The following is a 19,870-nucleotide window of genomic DNA, read 5'->3' on the forward strand; positions in this document are numbered from 1 at the left end:
CCCCGTCGCCATTACGTCGGTTCCCGGAGCCCGAGCCCGAGCCGGGGCCAGGGCCGGGGCCGGAGCGGAAGCCGGAGCCGGGAGTGCTCACGCCTTCCCCTCCCCACCGCGGCCGCCCGCCGCAGCACCGCGACCGCCACCCGCAGCCCCCTTCCCCTTCTCCTCCCCCTCCTGCTCATGCCGGGTCTGCTCGGTGCGTGCCTCCTCCAGCTCGTGCTGGTGCTCCATCGCGTCGAGCCGGTCGGCCTCCAGCATCTCGTGCACGGAGTTCATCAGCGTCTCCATGTCCACCACGCCGGTGTACTCGCCGCGCCGCCCGGTCACCACGACCCGCCCCGCGTTGTCCGTGAGCACGGCCTCCAGCGCGTCCCGCAGTGTTGCGTCCCGGGTCACGGTGTCGTTCACCAACGTGCCGGCCCTGGCCAGCGAGCCCCGGGCGCGCATCAGATCCCCGCGGCGCAGCCACTTGTAGGGCCGCCCCCGCCGGTCGAGCAGCAGGATCTCGTTGGTACCGCTCGCCCTGATCTTGTTGAAGATCTCCTGCAGCGGATCGTCGACGGTCACGGTCGGGTAGTCGGTGATCTCCACATCCCGTACGCGCGTCAGGTTCAGCCGCTTCAGGGCGGCGCCGGCGCCCACGAACCCGGACACGAAGTCGTCGGCGGGGTTGGTGAGGATGGCCTCCGGGGTGTCGAACTGCGCGATGTGCGACCGCTCCCGCAGTACCGCGATCCGGTCGCCGAGCTTGATGGCCTCGTCGAAGTCGTGCGTGACGAAGACGATGGTCTTGTGCAACTCGTGCTGCAGCCGGATCAGCTCGTCCTGCAGATGATCACGCGTGATGGGATCGACGGCACCGAACGGCTCGTCCATCAACAACACGGGCGGATCGGCGGCCAACGCCCGAGCCACCCCCACCCGCTGCTGCTGCCCACCGGACAGCTGCCGCGGATACCGGCCGTGGAACTCGCCCGCGTCGAGCCCCACCAGATCCAGCATCTCCTCGATCCGGTCCGCGACCCGCGCCTTCGACCAGCCGACCATCTTCGGCACGAGCCCGATGTTCTGGGCGACGGTCATGTGCGGGAAGAGCCCCGAGGACTGGATGGCGTACCCGATCTTGCGGCGCAGTTTCACGGGGTCCATGTGGGTGACGTCCTCGCCGCCGATGCGGATCCGCCCGCCGGAGGGCTCGATCAGCCGGTTGATCATCTTCAGGGTGGTGGACTTCCCGCACCCGGAGGGCCCCACGAAGACGACCAGCTCACCGGCGTTGATCTCCATGTTGACGCTGTCGACGGCGGGATCGGCGCTTCCCGCGTACCGCTTGGTGAGGTTCTCCAACCGGATGGTGGCTCCGGTGGCGGCGGGCTTGCCGCCACCGACACGCTCGTCCGGCACCGCCGGTGTCTCAGACACGGATCCCCCTCGGGATGGTCAGGCGCCCGACAGCGACGTACGCGGCGTCGAACAGCAACGCGAGGACGATGATCCCGAGCGTGCCCGCGAGCACCTGGTTGAGCGCGTTCTTGCTGCCCAGGGAGGCGATACCGCGGAAGATCTCATTGCCGAGCCCGGGCCCGGAGGCGTAGGCGGCGATCGCGGCGATGCCCATCAGCATCTGCGTGGAGACCCGGATCCCGGTCAGGATCGGCGGCCACGCCAGCGGCAGCTCGACCCGTACGAGCCGGGCGAGCCGCGACATCCCGATACCCGTGGCGGCGTCCACCAGCGACGGATCGACCCCGCGCAGCCCGACGATCGAGTTACGGACGACGGGCAGCAGCCCGTACAGCGTCAGGGCGATGACAGTGGGCGGGACCCCGAGCCCGACCACCGGGATCAGCAGACCGATCATGGCGAGCGAGGGAATGGTCAGCAGGGTCGCGGTCGTCGTGGTGGCCAGATTCCCCGCCCAGTCGCTGCGGTAGGTGACGACCCCGATGAAGACCCCCATCAAGGTCGCGGCGACCATGCACTGGAACACGGCACTGGCATGCTGAAAGGCGTCGGCGAGAAGCTGCTGATGACGACTGCCGAGGTAGTCCCAGAAGTTCACCCGCAGTCACCCCACTCCCTCGCTCAGTCGTGGTCCCTCGCCGCCTGCTCCACCAGCGGGATGATCCGCAGCGGAACCGGGTTCTCCATGACGATCGCCGTGGAGGCCCGGACGATGCCATCAAAACCGACAACCCGATCGATCACCCGCTGGAGATCGGCGTTGGAGCGGGCCACGAGCCGGCACAGCATGTCCCCGCCACCCGTGGTCGTGTGCAGTTCCAGCACCTCGGGCACGGTCGCCAAGTGCGCGCGTACGTCGGCGCCTTGCCCCTGCCGGATCTCCAGGGTCGCGAAGGCGGTGACGGGATATCCGAGGGCCGCGGGATCCACCTGGGGCCCGAACCCCCGGATGACGCCATTCGACTGAAGCCGGTCGAGCCGCGCCTGCACGGTCCCGCGCGCGACCCCCAGCCGCCGGGACATCTCCAGCACCCCGATCCGCGGCTCCTCGGCGAGCAACACCAGAAGCCGCCCGTCCAGCCGGTCGATCCCCACAGACCCTCCCCGATGGTCACCCTGCACACAACGCCACCCGAAAGCCGCCATCCACTGAACAGATTGCCCAGTGAACACGCAAACTATTGCGCACTCTGCGGAACGGAGAGAACCTGCGGCCATGACTCAGACAACCCACCACACCCCGGACACCGCGCGGCAGGCAGACCCCTTCCCGGTCAAGGGAATGGACGCGGTCGTCTTCGCCGTGGGCAACGCCAAGCAGGCGGCGCACTACTACTCCACGGCCTTCGGCATGCAGCTCGTCGCGTACTCCGGACCGGAGAACGGCAGCCGGGAGACCGCGAGCTACGTCCTGGAGAACGGCTCCGCCCGGTTCGTCCTCACCTCGGTCATCAAGCCCGCCACCCCCTGGGGAAACTTCCTCGCCGAGCACGTGGCCGAGCACGGCGACGGCGTCGTCGACCTCGCCATCGAGGTCCCGGACGCCCGCGCCGCCTTCGCGTACGCCGTGGAGCACGGCGCCCGCCCCCTCACCGAGCCGCACGAGGTGAAGGACGAGCACGGCACGGTCGTCCTCGCCGCGATCGCCACGTACGGCAAGACCCGCCACACCCTGGTCGAGCGCAAGGGCTACGAGGGCCCGTACCTCCCCGGCTACACGGCCGCCGCCCCGATCGTCGAGCCCCCCTCGAAGCGCACCTTCCAGGCCATCGACCACTGCGTGGGCAACGTCGAACTGGGCCGGATGAACGAGTGGGTCGGCTTCTACAACAAGGTCATGGGCTTCACGAACATGAAGGAGTTCGTGGGCGACGACATCGCCACCGAGTACAGCGCCCTCATGTCGAAGGTCGTCGCCGACGGCACGCTCAAGGTCAAGTTCCCGATCAACGAGCCCGCCATCGCCAAGAAGAAGTCCCAGATCGACGAGTACCTGGAGTTCTACGGCGGCGCGGGCGTCCAGCACATCGCCCTGAACACCAACGACATCGTCGCCACGGTCCGCGCGATGCGCGCCGCGGGCGTCCAGTTCCTGGACACCCCCGACTCCTACTACGACACCCTCGGCGAGTGGGCGGGCGAGACCCGCGTCCCCGTAGAGACCCTGCGCGAACTGAAGATCCTCGTGGACCGCGACGAGGACGGCTACCTGCTCCAGATCTTCACGAAGCCGGTCCAGGACCGCCCGACCGTCTTCTTCGAGATGATCGAACGCCACGGCTCGATGGGCTTCGGCAAGGGCAACTTCAAGGCCCTCTTCGAGGCAATCGAACGAGAGCAGGAACGCCGAGGCAACCTCTGACCGAACCCCCAGCGGCCCCGCGCCCCCACCGCGGGGCCGCACCCACGACAGACCACCACGGCGAGACACCCGACGTACGACGGGAGCGGGCCGTGCCGGTACGTCGCAGTCCGTCGCGTAGGGCTCCTGCAAAAAACCCGCCCCTTTCCTCCTTGGGGCAGTACACCCGGAAGGCGACGGACTCGACGTACCGGCACGGCCCGCGCCCCCGACCACACACCCGAGCCCCCGTCACACCCCGGCGGTACCCCCCACCCCCTCCAACGCCTCCAGAGCGACCGGCACGAAAAGCGGCGAGAAGAAGGGATCGATCCGCAACGCCTCCCCAAGATGCCGCCGAGCACCCCCCACGTCCCCCACCTCCCGCTCGATCACCCCCCGGTGAAACGAGTACAGAGCAACCCGAGCCGAACCCCCACGCACCCGATCGGTAGCCCGCGTGGCGAAGACGAGCGCCTCCTTGTCCTGCCCGGCCCGATGCAACGCCCACCCCAACGCATCCGCCACAGCCGCCGAAGGATGCCGCGCCCACTCCCTCCGCAACCGCCGGACGGCGGCCCCCGCATCGCCGTGATCCGCCTCGAACACCCCGAGCACCAGCTCCTCGCCAACACCCCCCGCACCCCCCTCCCGCACCCGCGCCCGCACCACGTCGTACTGAGCCCGCGCAGCCCCGTCCAGCCCCAGCGACTCGTACAACTCGCCCAGCTCCAACGCGTACTGCGGCAACGGCCGCGTGGCCAGCGCGGCCTGGTACGCCCGCAGCGCCTCCGAGTGCCGCCCCAACGCGGCCAGCGCCCGTCCCTGCCCGGCCCGCGCCGCGTGCTCGCCGGGCTCCGCCCGCAACGCCGCCTCGTAGGCGCGCAACGCCTCGGCCGGCTCGCCGCGCTCCCCGGCCAGCTCCCCGATCCGCACGAGACAGTCGGCCCGCTCCGCCGGTGCGGAGGCCAGTGCCGCGGCGTCGGACAACGCGGCAGCGGCGTCCTCCCGCCACCCCCGGTCCCGGTAGACCGCCCCGGCAGCGGTCAGCACCCGCACCCGCGCCGCCGGACTGCCCGAAGGAAGCGCGACCAGCCGGTCCAGCGCCTTGCGGGCGGCCTTGTGGTCGCCGACCCCCCGGTAGGCGTCGATCAACGCCGGATACGCCGTCCACCGCTTGGGTGAACCGGCCACCGCGGCCTCGCCCCACTTCCGCGCGGCCCGGTAGTCGTGCCGGGCGTTGGCGAGCGAGGCAAGCCCCCGCAACGCCTCGGTGTTCTTCTTCGGGGCCCTCTTCAGGGACGTACGCAACGCGGCCTCGGCCTTCGGGAAGTACCGCGGCTCCGCGGTCCGCTCGCCCCGCTCCACATACGCCGCGCCGAGCTCCGCCCAGGATCGCGCATCACCCGGATGGCCCCGCAGATGCGCCTCGCGGTCACGGATCAGCGCGACCAGGTCGGGCAGCGAGGCGGGCGCCCCGGCCCCGACCGCGGTGGCGGCGCGCGCGACGGGCCCGGGGGAGGGCGGCGCCCGGTGCGACTTGTCGGGCATCGCCACCAGCGCGCTCCCCAGCAGAAGACAGCCCACGACGGCCCCGACGACAGCCCGCCGAAAGGGAACCGGGCCGTCCCCGGGGCCGTCCCCCCGACCGCCCACCGGACCGCCCACCGGACCGCCCACCGGACCGCCCACCGGACCGGCCCCCGGACCGGCCCCCGGGCCCTCACCACGGCCGTCACAGGGGCCGTCACCCAGGCCACTCTCCAGCCCGTTCCGCACGCCGTTTCCCGCGCCGCTCTCCATGCCGCTCACTGTGCGTCAATACGAAGAGCACATCCGCCCACCACCCCGGCACGCAAAGCCTCACGCGGGCGGGGTTCACACCGATGGCCCCGAGTGCGACGCTGTGATCATGAGCCGTATCGAAGCCCGACCCGACGAAGACACCGTGGCGGCGGCGACGGTGGCGCCGGACGGCCTCGCCGAGCGTCTCCTGGCGGGCCTGCCGGCCGAGGCCGTCCTCACCGACCCGGACGTCACCAGCTCGTACGCCAACGACATGGCCAGTTTCTGCGAGGCCGGCACCCCCGCCGTCGTCGTGCTGCCGCGCACCGTCGAACAGGTCCAGCACGTCATGCGCGTCGCCACCGAACTCCGCGTACCGGTCGTCCCGCAGGGCGCCCGTACCGGCCTGTCGGGGGCCGCCAACGCCTCCGAGGGCTGCGTCGTGCTGTCCCTCGTCAAGATGGACCGGATCCTGGAGATCAGCCCGGTCGACCGGATCGCGGTGGTCGAACCGGGCGTCATCAACGCCACGCTCTCCCGCGCCGTGAACGAACACGGCCTCTGCTACCCGCCGGACCCCTCCAGCTGGGAGATGTGCACCATCGGCGGCAACATCGGCACGGCCTCCGGCGGCCTGTGCTGCGTGAAGTACGGAGTGACGGCCGAGTACGTCCTCGGCCTGGACGTCGTCCTGGCCGACGGACGCCTGCTGTCGACCGGCCGCCGCACCGCGAAGGGCGTCGCCGGGTACGACCTGACGCGCCTCTTCGTCGGCTCGGAGGGCTCCCTCGGCATCGTCGTACGGGCCACCCTGGCCCTGAAGCCGCAGCCGCCCCAGCAGCTGGTGCTGGCCGCCGAGTTCGCGTCGGGGACGGCGGCCTGCGACGCGGTCTGCCGGATCATGGAGGGCGGCCATGTGCCGTCCCTCCTCGAACTGATGGACCGTACGACGGTGAAGGCCGTCAACGACATGGCGAACATGGGGCTCCCCGAGAGCACCGAGGCCCTGCTGCTCGCCGCCTTCGACACGCCGGACCCGGCCGCGGACCTCGCCGCGGTGGGCGCCCTGTGCGAGGCGGCCGGCGCCACCCAGGTCGTACCGGCGGAGGACGCGGCGGAGTCGGAACTGCTCCTGCAGGCCCGCCGGCTGTCCCTCCCGGGCCTTGAGGCGGTCAAGGGCACGACGATGATCGACGACGTGTGCGTGCCCCGCTCCCGGCTCGCCGAGCTGCTCGAAGGGGTCGACCGGATCGCCGAGAAGCACCGGCTGACCATCGGGGTCGTCGCCCACGCGGGCGACGGCAACACGCACCCGACGGTCTGCTTCGACGCGGGCGACCCCGACGAGTCCCGGCGCGCCCGCGAGTCCTTCGACGAGATCATGGCCCTCGGCCTGGAACTGGGCGGCACGATCACCGGCGAGCACGGCGTGGGGGTCCTCAAGAAGGAGTGGCTGGCACGGGAGATCGGCCCGGTCGGGGTGGAGATGCACCAGGCGGTCAAGGCCACCTTCGACCCGCTGGGCATCCTCAACCCGGGCAAGCTCTTCTGAGAAAGCCCCCCACGAACCCTCCCCCCCTCACTCCCCGTCCGTGAAGTCGTCCGGGAGCCACGGGTCGCCCAGCCACAGGTCGTCGGCGGGGGTGGGCGCGAGCAGCTCGGCGAGACCGTCGTCGATACCGAGCCGCCCGAACTCGGTACCCGGCGGGACCGCCACCAGGGTCCGCTCCAGCCACGCCGACACCTGCGCGGCGGGCGCCTGGAGCAGGGCGTCCCCGTCGGGTGAGCTGAGCGCCATCAGGACGACACCGCGTCCGGCGACCTTCGTGGGCCACACCCGCACATCCCCGTGCCCGCACGGCCGGAACACCCCTTCGACGAGCAGTTCGCGTGCGAACGTCCAGTTCACGGGGTGATCGGTACCGGTGTGGAAGGTGACGTGGACGGCGTACGGGTCGTCGGTGCGGTAGCTCAGCAGGGCCGCGACCGGGATGCTGCACTCGGGGGACAGGACCAGTTCGAGTTCGAGTTCGCGCTCCACCACGGTGTGCATGCCGTCGTTCTCGCCGGTGTCCTTGTCGTTGTCCATGTCGTCCGGTTCCCTTCGTGTCCGCGTCAAGGGCCCCTGTGGGCGGGCCCGTACGAGTGGAGAGAGCGCGGAGCCCGCAGCATTACGCCGGTTCGGGGAAATTCCTCCGTCCGCAAAACGTGCGGGAACCTTGCTCGAAGGGGGGAGGTACGCCCGGAGCGGCAGTGGCGCCCGCGCCGGTCTGATAGATGTGGACGCCCAACACGACCCCCGAGCAGATACGGGACGACGGACATGAGCGCCCCAACCCCGGCCCCCGGCGACGACAAGCCCCGTGAGGGGTACTACCCGGACCCGTCCATTCCCGGATACGTCCGGTACTGGAACGGCTCCTCCTGGGTGCCGGGCACCAGCCGGCCGGCGCCGGCCGGCGGCGAAGCGATCCCGTCGCCCGCGGCGGCGCAGCCCGCGCCCGTGTCCACGGAGGAGACGGGCCCGCACTTCTTCGACGAGGACCCGCCGCCCGCGGGCCCTTCGCCCGCCGACGCGCAGCACGGCAGCCGCCCCGAGCCGGCCACCGCGTGGGGCGCCGACCGCTCCCGGCAGACCGGCTTCGGAGGCGACCCGGACCGCAGGGTCCGCTGGGGCTCGCCGGACCCGCGCGTACCGCAGCAGTCACCGCCTGCCCAGCCGGTACCGAACGCGCAACCCGCGCAACCCGTCCAGCAGGGGCAGCCGGTGCATCCCGCGCAGCCGCAGCCGCAGGCACACCCACAGCCGGACGGCAGGTCGGACCACACGGACGGCACGGCCACGTTCCACCCGTCCGGTTCCGAAGAGGACTCCGGGGCGCCGACGCCTCCTCCCTCCGGCGGCACCGTGGTGTTCCGCAGGCCCACGGGACCCGTACGCCCGGCGGCGGCCGCGGGGTCGGCCGGTGCGATGGGCGCCGGGCGCGCGCACGTCGCGGGCACGTCCGGTGCCGGCGCGGGGCGCACCCGGCAGCCGGCCAAGGACACCGCGGACTCCACGGACGCGGCGGCCGCGGCCGGTCCCGCTCTGCCCGGTGTCCCCGGCTCCCGCGAACCCCTCGCCTCCGAGGGCACGATGACCTTCAGGACCAGGCCGCCGCGAGGGGGACAGCCGCGCACCGCGGCCCAGGCCCGGGGGCTGGTCCCGGAGTCCGGTGTTCCGGCACCGTCGCCCGCCCAGTCGTCCCCGTTCACCTCCCCGGCGGCACCCGCCGCGCCGGCCACCCCGGCGGTACCCGCGGCCTCCGCCACCCCCACCGTGCCTCCGCAGTCCGGTGTCCAAGGTGCTCAAGCTGTCCAAGGTGCCCCCGGTGTCCTGGGCGCGCAGGACGCCCAGGCGCCGATGAGCGCGGGCCCCGGGGGCGGACAGCCCTCCTGGGCCCAGCAGGTGCACCGGCTGGCCGGGCCGGACGAGGACCAGCCCGTCGTGCCGTGGAAGCCGGTACGGGAGGACCCGTTCCAGGCGGCCGCCAGCTCGCAGGCGAACGCGCGTCCGGCGGGGCTGGGCAAGCGGTTCGCCGCCCGCCTGGTGGACACGCTGGTGCTGGCCGCGGTGACCGGTGCGGCCGCCGTGCCGCTGGGCATCAAGGCGGTCGACCACGTCAACGACAAGATCGACGCGGCCAAGCTCTCCGGACAGACGGTCACGGTCTGGCTCCTGGACGGCACGACCGCGCTGTACCTCGGCGTCGTCCTCGCCGTCCTCGTCCTGTTCGGAGTCCTCTACGAGGCACTGCCCACCGCCAAGTGGGGCCGCACCCTCGGGAAGAAGCTGTTCGGCCTCCAGGTCCGGGACATCGAGGGCGGCGACCCGCCGTCGTTCGGCCCGGCCCTGCGCCGCTGGCTCGTCTACAGCGTTCCGGGCGTCCTCGTGATCGGTGTCGTGGGTGTCGTGTGGGGGCTGTTCGACCGCCCGTGGCGCCAGTGCTGGCACGACAAGGCGGCCCATACGTTCGTCGCCGGGTGACGGACGGCCGGGGAACGCGTGCGGAGTGCCTTCGGGACTGCTCCCGAGGAGTGCCTTCGGGACGGCCGACGGGTAGCCCGGACGGCCGTCCCCCATTGCACAGGCGGAGGGTTCACGGTCGACTCGGGACATGACCACCGAGCCGCCGCCCCCTCCGGACGACGATCCGTACCGCAGGCCCCCGGGCGAGGACCCGTTCAAGAAGCAGCCGCCGCCCGAAGGACACGGCGCCGGCTCCCCGTACGGCGCCACCCCGCCGCCCCACGGAGGCGCAGACGCCTTCGGGGGCGGTGACCCCTCCGGCGGCGGTAACGCCTTCGGAGGCGGTGACCCTTACGGCGGCGGCCCGTACGCCAACGACCCGCTCGCCGGGATGCCGCCGCTCGCCGACAGCGGCAGACGCGTGCTCGCGCGGATCATCGACATGATCCTCGTCGTCATCGTGGTGTGGCTGCTGACGTGGGGCTTCGGCGTCAACGAGTACGACGTGGACGCGGACCGGATCCAGTACGGCAAGTCCTTCGGGCAGTCCCTGATCGCCCTACTGCTCTACGTCGGTTACGACACCTTCATGACCAGCAGGTCGGGACAGACCCTCGGCAAGAAGTGGCTGCACCTGCGGGTGGCGAATCTCGACAACGGCTCCACGCCCTCCGTGCAGACCAATCTGGTGCGCGCCCTGGTGCTGTGGGTGCCGTTCGCGTTCTGCTGCGCCTGCGTCTGGACCGCGATCACGGGCGGCTGGAGCTTCTTCGACAAGCCGTACAAGCAGGGCCTGCACGACAAGGCGGCGAAGACGGTGGTGGTCAGCACCGGCTGAACCGGCACACGCGAAACCGGCGGACCCGTGGGGTACGGGTCCGCCGGTTTCGCGGTGTCACGGATGCGCGGTGTCACGGGTGCGCGGTCGACGGACGGTCGCGGGGCCGGCGCCCGGCCGGACCCGGCCTCAGGCGCGTTCGCGTACCGGCTCGGGCGCGCGGGCGGCGGCGGAGACGGTCTCGCGCTGAACCGGAACATGCTGTTCAGAGACGCGCTGTTCCGGAACGCGCTGTTCCGGGACGGCGACGGGCGAGGGGCGGGCGGCGGACGCCACGGGGGCGGCGGACGCGGCGGACGCGGACGGCTTCGGAACGGGAACCGTCATGGCCACGAGGAGGCCGAGCACGAGGGCGGAGAGCGCGATGACCACGACTCCGGGGCCCGAACTCGTCTGTGACAGCAGCAGCATGGCGAGCGTCGAGAGGATCACGGTGCAGGAACCGTAGGCGAGCTGTGCGGCGGTCGGACGAGGCATGGCAGTTCCGTCCTCGGGGTGGGGTCTCCCCCCGGGTGCCTCTCGCGACGGGGGAGGTGGTGGATGGGAATCACGGGTGCGACAACGGTGTCGCTCGGCAAATCACCGGAAATCCGGCGAGCCGCCAAACGACTCTATTCGCCTGTCTGCCCGAGCGGAACGAGCAGTAAGCGTGAGCTAACCCACGGTGCCGGTGCACGGGGGGCGCACGGAGTCATGACGTCCGACAACCCTGCCTGCGGGCGCGCCTGTTGAGCGGTATACGGATGAACCGTGAACGGGCGGATGCCGGTGCGTGACGCGCGATCGACGGCGCATAACCCACTTGACCTGTGCAAGTCAAGGTCTGTCTTTTCTCCTTCAACTCCGATCGAATGTCGTCACTTGTGACGCGCATAGAGCGCGCGCGGACTCCATGACCTGGACACCCTCCTTCCGCGCGCCCGGGCGCAAGGGAGGACTGCATCAAGTGACCAGCAGACCATGGACGTTCAGAGCAGCCGCCGTGGGTGTGGCGATGACGGCGGCCGCCGCCACGTTCTCGACCTTCGCCGTGGCGCAGGCCGACTCCGGCGACCGGCCGGCCGCGGCAGCGAACCGGCAGGACCCGGCACGCGCCGGGCACGGCGCCGAGCGCGAGCACGACCTGAAGGGCCCGCTGACCGACCGTCAGGAAGCCCAGCGTGAAGAGGCCCTCAAGAAGGTCCTCTCCGGTGACGCGAAGGTCGCGAAGCGCGGCGGTTCGCAGGTCGTCAAGCTCCAGAACGGCAAGTACGTGGAGCTCGGCCGGGAGAAGACCGACGAGATCTTCACCGTCCTGGTGGAGTTCGGCGACAAGGTGGACAGCCGCTACGGCGGCACCCCAGGCCCGCTGCACAACCAGATAGCCAAGCCCGACCGTGCCGAGGACAACAGCACGGACTGGAAGGCGGACTACAACAAGAAGCACTACGAGGACCTGTACTTCGGCACCGGCAAGGGTGTCGAGTCGATGAAGAAGTACTACGAGAAGCAGTCCTCGGGCCGCTACTCCATCGACGGCACGGTCTCCGACTGGGTCAAGGTGCCCTACAACGAGGCCCGCTACGGCTCCAACAAGTGCGACCCCGACACCTGCGCGTGGAACGCCGTCGCCGACGGTGTCACCGCCTGGGTCGACGCCCAGAAGGCGGCCGGCAAGTCCGACGCCGACATCAAGTCCGAGCTGTCCGCCTACGACAAGTGGGACCGCAACGACTTCGACGGCGACGGCGACTTCAACGAGTCCGACGGCTACATCGACCACTTCCAGATCGTGCACGCCGGCGAGGACGAGTCCGCGGGCGGCGGCGCCCAGGGCGAGGACGCCATCTGGGCCCACCGCTGGTACGCGTTCGGCACCGACGCCGGCGCCACCGGCCCCGAGAACAACAAGATGGGCGGCGCGCAGATCGGCGACTCCGGCATCTGGGTCGGCGACTACACGATCCAACCGGAGAACGGCGGACTCGGTGTCTTCGCCCACGAGTACGGCCACGACCTGGGTCTGCCGGACCACTACGACACGACCAACACCGCGGAGAACTCCACCGCGTTCTGGACGCTCATGTCCTCCGGCTCCTGGCTCGGCACCGGCAAGGACGCCATCGGCGACCTGCCCGGCGACATGACCGCCTGGGACAAGCTGCAGCTCGGCTGGCTGAAGTACGACACGGCCAAGGCCGCGACGCGCTCCACCCACACGCTGGGCGTGGCCGAGTACAACACCAGGAAGGCCCAGGCGCTGGTGGTCGAACTGCCGAAGAAGGCAGTGAAGACCGAGGTCGTCGCCCCGGCCGAGGGCGCCACCCAGTGGTGGAGCGGCAGCGCGAACAACCTCAAGAACACGCTGACCCGTTCCGTGGACCTCACCGGCAAGTCCTCGGCCACGCTGTCCCTCGACGGCTTCTACGACATCGAGACGGACTTCGACTACCTCTACACCGAGGTCTCCACCGACGGCGGCACCAAGTGGACCGCTGTCGACGGAACGGTCGACGGTACGCCGATCCCGCGTGACGCCAGCGGCAGCCCCGCGCTGACCGGCACGGTGGACGCGTACAAGAAGCTGTCGTACCCGCTGGACGCCTACGCGGGCCAGAAGATCGACCTGCGCTTCCGCTACTCCACCGACGGCGGCGTGGCCCAGAAGGGCTTCGCGGCGGACCGGATCACCGTCACCGCCGACGGCTCCGCGCTCTTCTCGGACAACGCCGAGAGCGCCGACGCCGCGTGGAAGGCCACCGGCTTCTCCCGTATCGGCGCGTCCTTCACCAAGGACTACGCGCAGTACTACATCGCCGAGAACCGCCAGTACGTGTCGTACGACAAGACCCTGAAGGTCGGCCCGTACAACTTCGGCTTCGCGTCCACGCGTCCGTCCTGGGTGGAGCACTTCCCGTACCAGAACGGTCTGCTGATCTGGAAGTGGGACACCTCCCAGCGGGACAACAACGTCAGCGAGCACCCGGGCACCGGGCTGCTGCTGCCGGTGGACGCCCACCCGAAGGCGCTGAAGTGGTCGGACGGGACGCTGATGCGCAACCGCATCCAGTCCTACGACTCGCCGTTCAGCTCGTACCGGACGGACGGCCTGACGCTGCACAAGGCGGACGTCGCGACGAAGATCGCGTCGCAGCCGGGCAACCGGATCTTCAACGACCGCACGAACACCTACTACGACACGGCCAACCCGACCGGGGGTGTCAAGATCACTGACACCAACACCAAGATCGCGATCGTCAAGGAGCCCCGTGACGGCTCGACGATCACGGTGAAGGTCTCCGCCGCGAAGTAGTGGGAGACGTTTTCCCAGGTCAAACCATGATCGGCCGCAACCCTCTGGCGGGTTGCGGCCGATCGTGTTTAGGTGCGTCCTGTGACTCTCTTATTGACACCGGATCGCACGGGGGTATGACCGCATGGCCGCAGGAGGTTTCAGCAGACTGCCGAACGGCACCGTCGTGGTGGCGTTGAACCTGCCCCGACCGCTCGCCGCGGGCAGCGGTCCGGTCCGGGTTCTGGTGCATGCCCAGAACCGCGCCCGCGCGCTGACGCGGCTGCGGAACCTGGGGCTGCGGGCGGTGTATCTGCGGGGCAACGGCGAGCCGCCGACGCCGGACGAGATCACCGCGGTGCTGCACCATCCTGACGGGCTCATATGGCGTACGGCGCCCGGCGCGGACGCGGTCGCCGCGGAACTCTGGCACCCGATCCGCACACTGATGCGACGACCGGCCGCCCCCTTGTAAGCCCCGCCAGGGGCGCCCCTTCAGGGGCGCGGGGAACTGCGCGCTCAGCCCTCGCCGGGTCGCGGCCGGCATGCGCGCGGTGTCACTGAGGTGGCGAGTCAGACGACCGGCTTGCCGCTCAGTTCGATGCCCGCTTCGCGCAGGTCCTCCAGGGCCTGGGCCGTGGTGTCCGGGGCGACGCCCGCCGTCAGGTCCAGCAGGACCTGGGTGCGGAAGCCCTCACGGGCGGCGTCCAGAGCCGTGGCCTTCACGCAGTGGTCGGTGGCGATACCCACGACGTCGACCTCGGTGATCTCCCGGGTGCGCAGCCAGTCGGCCAGCGCGACGCCGTTCTCGTCGGCGCCCTCGAAGCCGCTGTACGCCGCCGAGTACGCCCCCTTGTCGAAGACGGCGTCGATCGCGCCGGAGGCGACCGCCGGAGCGAAGTTCGGGTGGAAGCCCACGCCCTCGGTGCCGGCCACGCAGTGCGCGGGCCAGGAGTGGACGTAGTCGGGGTTGTCGGCGAAGTGGCCGCCGGGCGCGATGTGGTGGTCGCGGGTGGCCACCACGTGGCGGTAGCCGGCCGGGGCCTGCCCGATCAGCTCCGTGATCGCGGCGGCGACATCCGCACCGCCGGACACCGCGAGGCTGCCTCCCTCGCAGAAGTCGTTCTGGACGTCTACGACGATCAGGGCGCGGCGCATGGTCGGTGTCCTTCGGCTTGGCAGACAGGCGCAGGTCGGCAGGGTCCCGAGCCCCCTCACGGGCGCGGGCGGGCGGGGCGGGGCGTGCGGTCGTTGCCGTTGCCCCTTCCCGGCTCACCGCCCGTTCACTCCCGTACGGGCGTACGGGGGAAGGGCGTCGGCCACGGATGTGAGCCCGGGCCGTCGCGGCCCGGGGCTCACGTGTCTCACACGTACTCGGTCGGAATGACGGCTTCCCCCCGCGACAGCTGGGTCGCCGAGAGGGGCAGGTTCGCGCGGGCCCGCGCGTGCCGTTCGCGTACGACGTCCAGCGGCTCGCGGGCGACGACCTGGCCGCCCTTGACGAGCTGCACCTGGAGCAGGCTGTCGCCGAGCTCGGCGGGGACGGCGCCCGTGCCGATCACCTCGGTCTCGGCGGCACCGGACCCGTCGAGCCGGCGCGCGGCCCACTTGCGCCCGCCGATGGACGTCTTGCCGCCCGAGGACTTCTTGGCCACCGGCACGAGCGGAGCCTTCGGGTCCGCCGACTCGGCACGCGCGACGAGCTTGTAGACCATCGAGGCGGTGGGATGGCCGGAACCCGTCACCAGCTGGGTGCCGACGCCGTACGCGTCCACGGGCGCCGCGGCCAGCGACGCGATCGCGTACTCGTCCAGGTCCGAGGTCACGATGATCCGGGCCCCCGTGGCGCCCAGCTCGTCCAGCTGCTGGCGCACCCGGTGCGCCACGAGCAGCAGGTCGCCGGAGTCGATGCGGACGGCTCCCAGCTCGGGTCCGGCCACCTCGACGGCCAGCCGGACGGCCTCCGCGACGTCGTACGTGTCCACCAGCAGCGTGGTGCCCCGGCCGAGCGAGTCCACCTGGGCGCGGAAGGCGTCCCGCTCGGTGTCGTGCACGAGGGTGAAGGCGTGGGCGGACGTGCCGACCGTCGGGATGCCGTAACGGAAGCCGGCGGCCAGGTCCGAGGTGGTCGTGAAGCCGCCGACGTACGCCGCGCGGGACGCCGCCACCGCGGCCAGTTCGTGGGTGCGCCGGGCGCCCATCTCGATCAGCGGGCGGTCGCCGGCGGCCGAGGCCATCCGGGACGCGGCGGCGGCGATGGCCGAGTCGTGGTTGAGGATGGAGAGGATCACGGTCTCCAGGAGCACGCACTCCGCGAAGGAGCCCTCGACCCGCAGGATCGGTGAGCCGGGGAAGTACACCTCGCCCTCCGGGTAGCCCCAGACGTCACCGCCGAAGCGGTACGAGGCCAGCCACTCCAGGGTCGGTTCGTCCACCACGCCGCGCTCGCGCAGGAAATTGAGGACGTCGGCGTCGAAGCGGAAGTTCTCCACCGCGTCCAGGACCCGGCCGGTGCCGGCGACGACGCCGTAGCGGCGGCCCTCGGGCAGGCGGCGGGTGAAGACCTCGAAGACGGAACGCCGGTCGGCCGTACCGCCCTTGAGGGCGGCCTGCAGCATGGTCAGCTCGTAGTGGTCCGTGAAGAGCGCGGTCGACGGGACGTCCACCGGCAGCCCTAGGTCCGCAGTGTTCATGGCAGGAGATGCTACCCCCTATCTCGTCACTCTGACGATTTGTAGGGCCCGCGATTTGTCGGGCTCGTTTGGCCGGGCACCCGCTCGAAGTGGCAGCATGGGCCGTGTGACGGCTCCCGCACCCCTAGAGACCGAGAAGACCGAGTCGGCGGAGGAGGTCTTCGCCGTACCCGAGCCCGACGTCCCCTGGGTGACCATCGTCCACAACGATCCGGTCAACCTGATGAGCTACGTGACCTACGTCTTCCAGTCGTACTTCGGGTACTCGAAGGACAAGGCCACCAAGCTGATGATGGACGTCCACCACAAGGGCCGGGCCGTCGTCTCCAGCGGCACCCGTGAGGAGATGGAGCGCGATGTGCAGGCGATGCACGGCTACGGCCTGTGGGCCACGCTCCAGCACGACCGGAACTGACCCGGCCGGCCACGGCCCCGCCGGCTTCCGCCCCCGCACCCGCCCGACATCCGCGCAGCACTGGAAGTAGCGACGCAACCTGATGCCAGGACACTTCGAACCGCTCCCCGGCGGCGGCGCGGCCGTCGCGCTCGACGAGGTCGAGATCTCCATCATCCGCTCCCTCGCCGTACAGCTCCTGGAGCTCATCGGACCGGGCCCGGGCGGCGACGTCTCAGACGACCCGCTCGCCGAGCTGTTCGCGGAGGGGCCCAGTGAGCCCCCCGCCGACCCGGTGCTCAGGCGGCTCTTCCCGGACGCCTACAGCGGTCCGGACGTCGAGGCGGCCTCACCCGAGCAGGCCGAGGAGCAGCGCGCGTACTCCGCGGAGTTCCGCCGCTTCACCGAGAACGACCTGAGGGCCGGCAAGCGGGAGAACGCGCTCGTGGTGATCCGCTCCCTGGACTCCGTCGCGGCCACGGGGGAGGGGGGCGCGGTCCTGAAGCTGACCCCCGAGGAGTCGAAGCAGTGGCTCAGCTCCCTCAACGACCTGCGCCTGGCGATCGGCTCCCGGCTGGACGTCGTCGACGAGGAGGACACGGACCTCCTGTACCGGCTGCCGGACGAGGACCCGCGCAAGCCGATGGTGATGGCGTACCTGTGGCTCGGCGGACTGCAGGAGACGTTGGTCGAGACGTTGATGACCTGACAGGAGACGTTCGCTCAGCGGACGCTCAAATCCGGATAACGATCATGTAAACGCCCGGGCCTGCTATGCGGGCCCGGGCGTTCTATGTCCGCTTCTTCCTGTGGCGTGCGCTACAGGAAGCACGGGCGGCCGACGTTGCAGGCGTGATAAATCTTCACGATCGCCCGGCGGGACACCACCCGCGTCCAGCCGGGTGCGCCACCGAGCCGGCGACCGCCGGCCAGGCACGAGCGGTCTCCCAGAGACCGCTCCGCTCCAGGAATCCGGGGGGATCGGAACTCGGTCCGAAGCCGACGACGGCTCGGACCGGCGTGGAGAAAGGCGCACGAGACATGACCTCGGTGCAGGTCGGCAAGCACGACGACGAGCGCGGCGGCAAGGGTGCTTCCGCAAACGGTGCCTCCGAAGGGGGCGTCTCCGGAGAGGGCGCTCCCGGAGAGGGGTACGAGCGCGGGCTCGGCAGCCGTCAGGTCCAGATGATCGCGATCGGCGGCGCGATCGGCGTCGGCCTCTTCCTGGGCGCCGGGGCCAACATCGCCAAGGCGGGCCCCAGCCTCATCCTGATGTACGCCCTCGCAGGCGTCATCATCTTCTTCATCATGCGGGCCCTCGGAGAGCTCCTGCTCTACCGCCCGGTCTCGGGCTCCTTCGCGGAGTACTCCCGCGAGTTCCTCGGCCCGTTCTTCGGCTACTTCACCGGCTGGACGTACTGGCTGATGTGGGTCGTCACCGGCATGGCGGAACTCACCGCCGCCGCGATCTACGTCAACTACTGGTTCCCGCAGATCCCGCAGTGGGTCACGGCCCTGGTCTTCCTGCTGGTGCTCTTCGTGGCGAACCTGATCTCCGTCAAGCTCTTCGGCGAGATCGAGTTCTGGTTCTCGATGGTCAAGGTCACCGCCCTCATCGGCATGATCGTGATCGGGCTCGGCGTGCTCACCTTCGGCTTCAGCTCCGCGGGCGACACCGCCGCCGTGTCCAACCTCTGGGCCTTCGACGGCTTCTTCCCCAAGGGCATCGGCTCGTCCCTGATGACCCTCCAGGGCGTGATGTTCGCCTACCTCGCCGTCGAACTGGTCGGCGTCACCGCCGGGGAGTCCGAGAACCCGGAGAAGACCCTCCCCAAGGCGATCAACACCCTGCCCTGGCGCATCGCCCTCTTCTACGTCGGCGCCCTCACGGTCATCCTCTGCGTCGTGAAGTGGACGGAGTTCGCGCCGGGCGTCAGCCCCTTCGTCGCGGCCTTCGCGAAGATCGGCATCCCGGCGGGCGCGGGCATCGTCAACTTCGTCGTCCTGACGGCGGCCCTGTCCTCCTGCAACTCCGGCATGTACTCCACGGGCCGCATGCTGCGCACCCTGGCGGACAACGGCGAGGCCCCGAAGATCTTCACCAAGCTGTCCGCCACCCGGACGCCCGCCTTCGGCATCACCGTCTCCATGCTCTTCATGGGCATCGGCGTCGTCCTGAACTACATCGTCCCGGAGAAAGCCTTCGGCTACGTCGTCTCGGTGGCCACGGCGGCCGGCATCTGGACCTGGCTCATGATCCTCATCAGCCACATCCTGTACCGTCGCGCCGTCGACGCCGGCCGGCTGCCCGCCTCGCCCTTCCCGGCGCCCGGCGGTGCGAAGTTCAGCTGGGTCGCGGTCGCGTTCCTGCTGTTCGTCACCGGCCTCATCGCCTACGACGCCGACTCCCGCGTCTGCCTGTACGTGATGGCCGGCTGGGCGGCCGCGCTCGGCGTCGGCTGGGCCGTGCTGAAGTCGCGGAACCCGGAGGTCACCGAGCGCCGCGAGCCGGAGTTCGAGCAGGTCAACTGACGGAGTCCGGTCCCGTGCCACGCCAGGCGTGCCCGGCCCGTGGCCCAGCATGTGGGCGGCCCCGTACCACTCTTCGGTACGGGGCCGCCGTCTGCCTATCCTGACCCCATGCTGACCATCACCCAGGCCCTCGTCGACCAGATCGTCGCGCACGCGCGCCGGGACCACCCCGACGAGGCGTGCGGAGTGATCGCGGGCCCGGAGGGCACCGGCCGCCCCGAGCGCTTCGTCCCCATGCTGAACGCGGCCATGTCACCCACGTTCTACGAGTTCGACTCCGGGGACCTGCTCAAGCTGTACCGCGAGATGGACGACCGCGACGAGGAACCCGTGGTCGTCTACCACTCCCACACGTCGACCGAGGCATACCCCTCCCGCACCGACGTCTCCCTCGCAGGCGAGCCGAACGCCCACTACGTCCTCGTCTCCACCGCGGACACCGACGGGCTCGGCGACTTCCAGTTCCGCTCGTTCCGGATCGTCGACGGCGAGGTCACGGAGGAGGACGTCACCGTGGTGGAGACGTACTGAACCCGGCGAATCCCA

General features: G+C 70.7%; 18 protein-coding genes. 10 read left to right on the forward strand and 8 right to left on the reverse strand.

What is annotated here, in order from left to right; translation table 11 throughout:
- Positions 1-87: 87 nt before the first annotated feature.
- The 3 genes from ACFYXC_RS00495 to ACFYXC_RS00505 are packed head-to-tail and all read right to left on the reverse strand — an operon-like array spanning position 88 to position 2,556.
- The gene (locus tag ACFYXC_RS00495; RefSeq protein ID WP_389545164.1) at positions 88-1,419 is read right to left on the reverse strand and encodes a betaine/proline/choline family ABC transporter ATP-binding protein; all 1,332 of its coding nucleotides are present in this window, start codon (positions 1,417-1,419) and stop codon (positions 88-90) included.
- Positions 1,412-2,059, reverse strand: coding sequence for an ABC transporter permease (locus ACFYXC_RS00500; RefSeq protein WP_389545167.1), 648 nt, complete (start codon positions 2,057-2,059; stop codon positions 1,412-1,414). Before ACFYXC_RS00500 ends, ACFYXC_RS00495 begins: the two co-directional genes overlap by 8 nt.
- 23 nt (positions 2,060-2,082) lie before the next feature.
- On the reverse strand, positions 2,083-2,556 hold the full coding sequence (locus tag ACFYXC_RS00505) for an Lrp/AsnC family transcriptional regulator (RefSeq protein ID WP_388921990.1): 474 nt from the start codon (positions 2,554-2,556) through the stop codon (positions 2,083-2,085).
- Between the two features lie 121 nt (positions 2,557-2,677).
- Here ACFYXC_RS00505 and hppD point away from each other — a divergent pair, with 121 nt between their 5' ends.
- A complete protein-coding gene (gene hppD, locus ACFYXC_RS00510; RefSeq protein WP_389545171.1) occupies positions 2,678-3,823 on the forward strand; it encodes a 4-hydroxyphenylpyruvate dioxygenase in 1,146 nt (381 codons plus the stop codon).
- 231 nt (positions 3,824-4,054) lie between these two features.
- On the opposite strand, the gene ACFYXC_RS00515 is transcribed toward hppD, so the two are convergent.
- Entirely contained in the window at positions 4,055-5,353 is a 1,299-nt protein-coding gene (locus ACFYXC_RS00515; protein WP_389546697.1) for a tetratricopeptide repeat protein, read from the reverse strand.
- A 355-nt stretch (positions 5,354-5,708) separates the two neighbouring features.
- On the opposite strand from ACFYXC_RS00515, the gene ACFYXC_RS00520 reads away from it, so the two are divergent.
- A complete protein-coding gene (locus ACFYXC_RS00520) occupies positions 5,709-7,139 on the forward strand; it encodes an FAD-binding oxidoreductase (RefSeq protein ID WP_389545174.1) in 1,431 nt (476 codons plus the stop codon).
- Between the two features lie 27 nt (positions 7,140-7,166).
- Here ACFYXC_RS00520 and ACFYXC_RS00525 read toward each other — a convergent pair whose 3' ends face one another.
- Positions 7,167-7,640: an SsgA family sporulation/cell division regulator gene (locus ACFYXC_RS00525; protein WP_389546699.1), complete on the reverse strand. Its 474-nt coding sequence runs from the start codon at positions 7,638-7,640 to the stop codon at positions 7,167-7,169.
- A gap of 270 nt (positions 7,641-7,910) precedes the next feature.
- On the opposite strand from ACFYXC_RS00525, the gene ACFYXC_RS00530 reads away from it, so the two are divergent.
- Together ACFYXC_RS00530 and ACFYXC_RS00535 are read left to right on the forward strand one after the other, a co-directional pair.
- On the forward strand, positions 7,911-9,614 hold the full coding sequence (locus ACFYXC_RS00530) for an RDD family protein (RefSeq protein WP_389545177.1): 1,704 nt from the start codon (positions 7,911-7,913) through the stop codon (positions 9,612-9,614).
- A gap of 130 nt (positions 9,615-9,744) precedes the next feature.
- Positions 9,745-10,434, forward strand: a complete 690-nt coding sequence (locus tag ACFYXC_RS00535; RefSeq protein WP_388916757.1) for an RDD family protein — start codon at positions 9,745-9,747, stop codon at positions 10,432-10,434.
- Positions 10,435-10,563: 129 nt separating this feature from the next.
- On the opposite strand, the gene ACFYXC_RS00540 is transcribed toward ACFYXC_RS00535, so the two are convergent.
- On the reverse strand, positions 10,564-10,911 hold the full coding sequence (locus ACFYXC_RS00540; protein ID WP_388916756.1) for a hypothetical protein: 348 nt from the start codon (positions 10,909-10,911) through the stop codon (positions 10,564-10,566).
- Positions 10,912-11,380: 469 nt separating this feature from the next.
- Here ACFYXC_RS00540 and ACFYXC_RS00545 point away from each other — a divergent pair, with 469 nt between their 5' ends.
- Both ACFYXC_RS00545 and ACFYXC_RS00550 read left to right on the forward strand, forming a co-directional pair.
- The gene (locus ACFYXC_RS00545) at positions 11,381-13,726 is read left to right on the forward strand and encodes an immune inhibitor A domain-containing protein (RefSeq protein ID WP_389545181.1); all 2,346 of its coding nucleotides are present in this window, start codon (positions 11,381-11,383) and stop codon (positions 13,724-13,726) included.
- Between the two features lie 124 nt (positions 13,727-13,850).
- Positions 13,851-14,180, forward strand: a complete 330-nt coding sequence (locus ACFYXC_RS00550) for a hypothetical protein (RefSeq protein WP_388916751.1) — start codon at positions 13,851-13,853, stop codon at positions 14,178-14,180.
- A gap of 98 nt (positions 14,181-14,278) precedes the next feature.
- On the opposite strand, the gene ACFYXC_RS00555 is transcribed toward ACFYXC_RS00550, so the two are convergent.
- Together ACFYXC_RS00555 and ACFYXC_RS00560 are read right to left on the reverse strand one after the other, a co-directional pair.
- Entirely contained in the window at positions 14,279-14,863 is a 585-nt protein-coding gene (locus tag ACFYXC_RS00555) for a nicotinamidase (protein WP_389545184.1), read from the reverse strand.
- Between the two features lie 206 nt (positions 14,864-15,069).
- Positions 15,070-16,398 carry a nicotinate phosphoribosyltransferase gene (locus ACFYXC_RS00560; protein WP_388916745.1) on the reverse strand — a complete coding sequence of 443 codons (1,329 nt, stop codon included), beginning with the start codon at positions 16,396-16,398 and terminating at the stop codon, positions 15,070-15,072.
- Positions 16,399-16,495: 97 nt separating this feature from the next.
- On the opposite strand from ACFYXC_RS00560, the gene clpS reads away from it, so the two are divergent.
- The 4 genes from clpS (at position 16,496) to ACFYXC_RS00580 (ending at position 19,855) form a co-directional block, all read left to right on the forward strand.
- On the forward strand, positions 16,496-16,813 hold the full coding sequence (clpS, locus tag ACFYXC_RS00565; RefSeq protein WP_055507800.1) for an ATP-dependent Clp protease adapter ClpS: 318 nt from the start codon (positions 16,496-16,498) through the stop codon (positions 16,811-16,813).
- A gap of 82 nt (positions 16,814-16,895) precedes the next feature.
- Positions 16,896-17,501 (forward strand): DUF2017 domain-containing protein, encoded by a 606-nt coding sequence (locus ACFYXC_RS00570; protein ID WP_389545188.1) that lies wholly within the window; start codon positions 16,896-16,898, stop codon positions 17,499-17,501.
- A 332-nt stretch (positions 17,502-17,833) separates the two neighbouring features.
- Positions 17,834-19,324: an amino acid permease gene (locus ACFYXC_RS00575; protein WP_388916738.1), complete on the forward strand. Its 1,491-nt coding sequence runs from the start codon at positions 17,834-17,836 to the stop codon at positions 19,322-19,324.
- Positions 19,325-19,432: 108 nt separating this feature from the next.
- Positions 19,433-19,855, forward strand: coding sequence for a Mov34/MPN/PAD-1 family protein (locus ACFYXC_RS00580; protein WP_389545191.1), 423 nt, complete (start codon positions 19,433-19,435; stop codon positions 19,853-19,855).
- The last annotated feature ends 15 nt before the right edge of the window (positions 19,856-19,870 follow it).

Origin of the sequence: Streptomyces sp. NPDC002701 (assembly GCF_042889045.1) — a bacterium.
Lineage (GTDB): Bacteria > Actinomycetota > Actinomycetes > Streptomycetales > Streptomycetaceae > Streptomyces.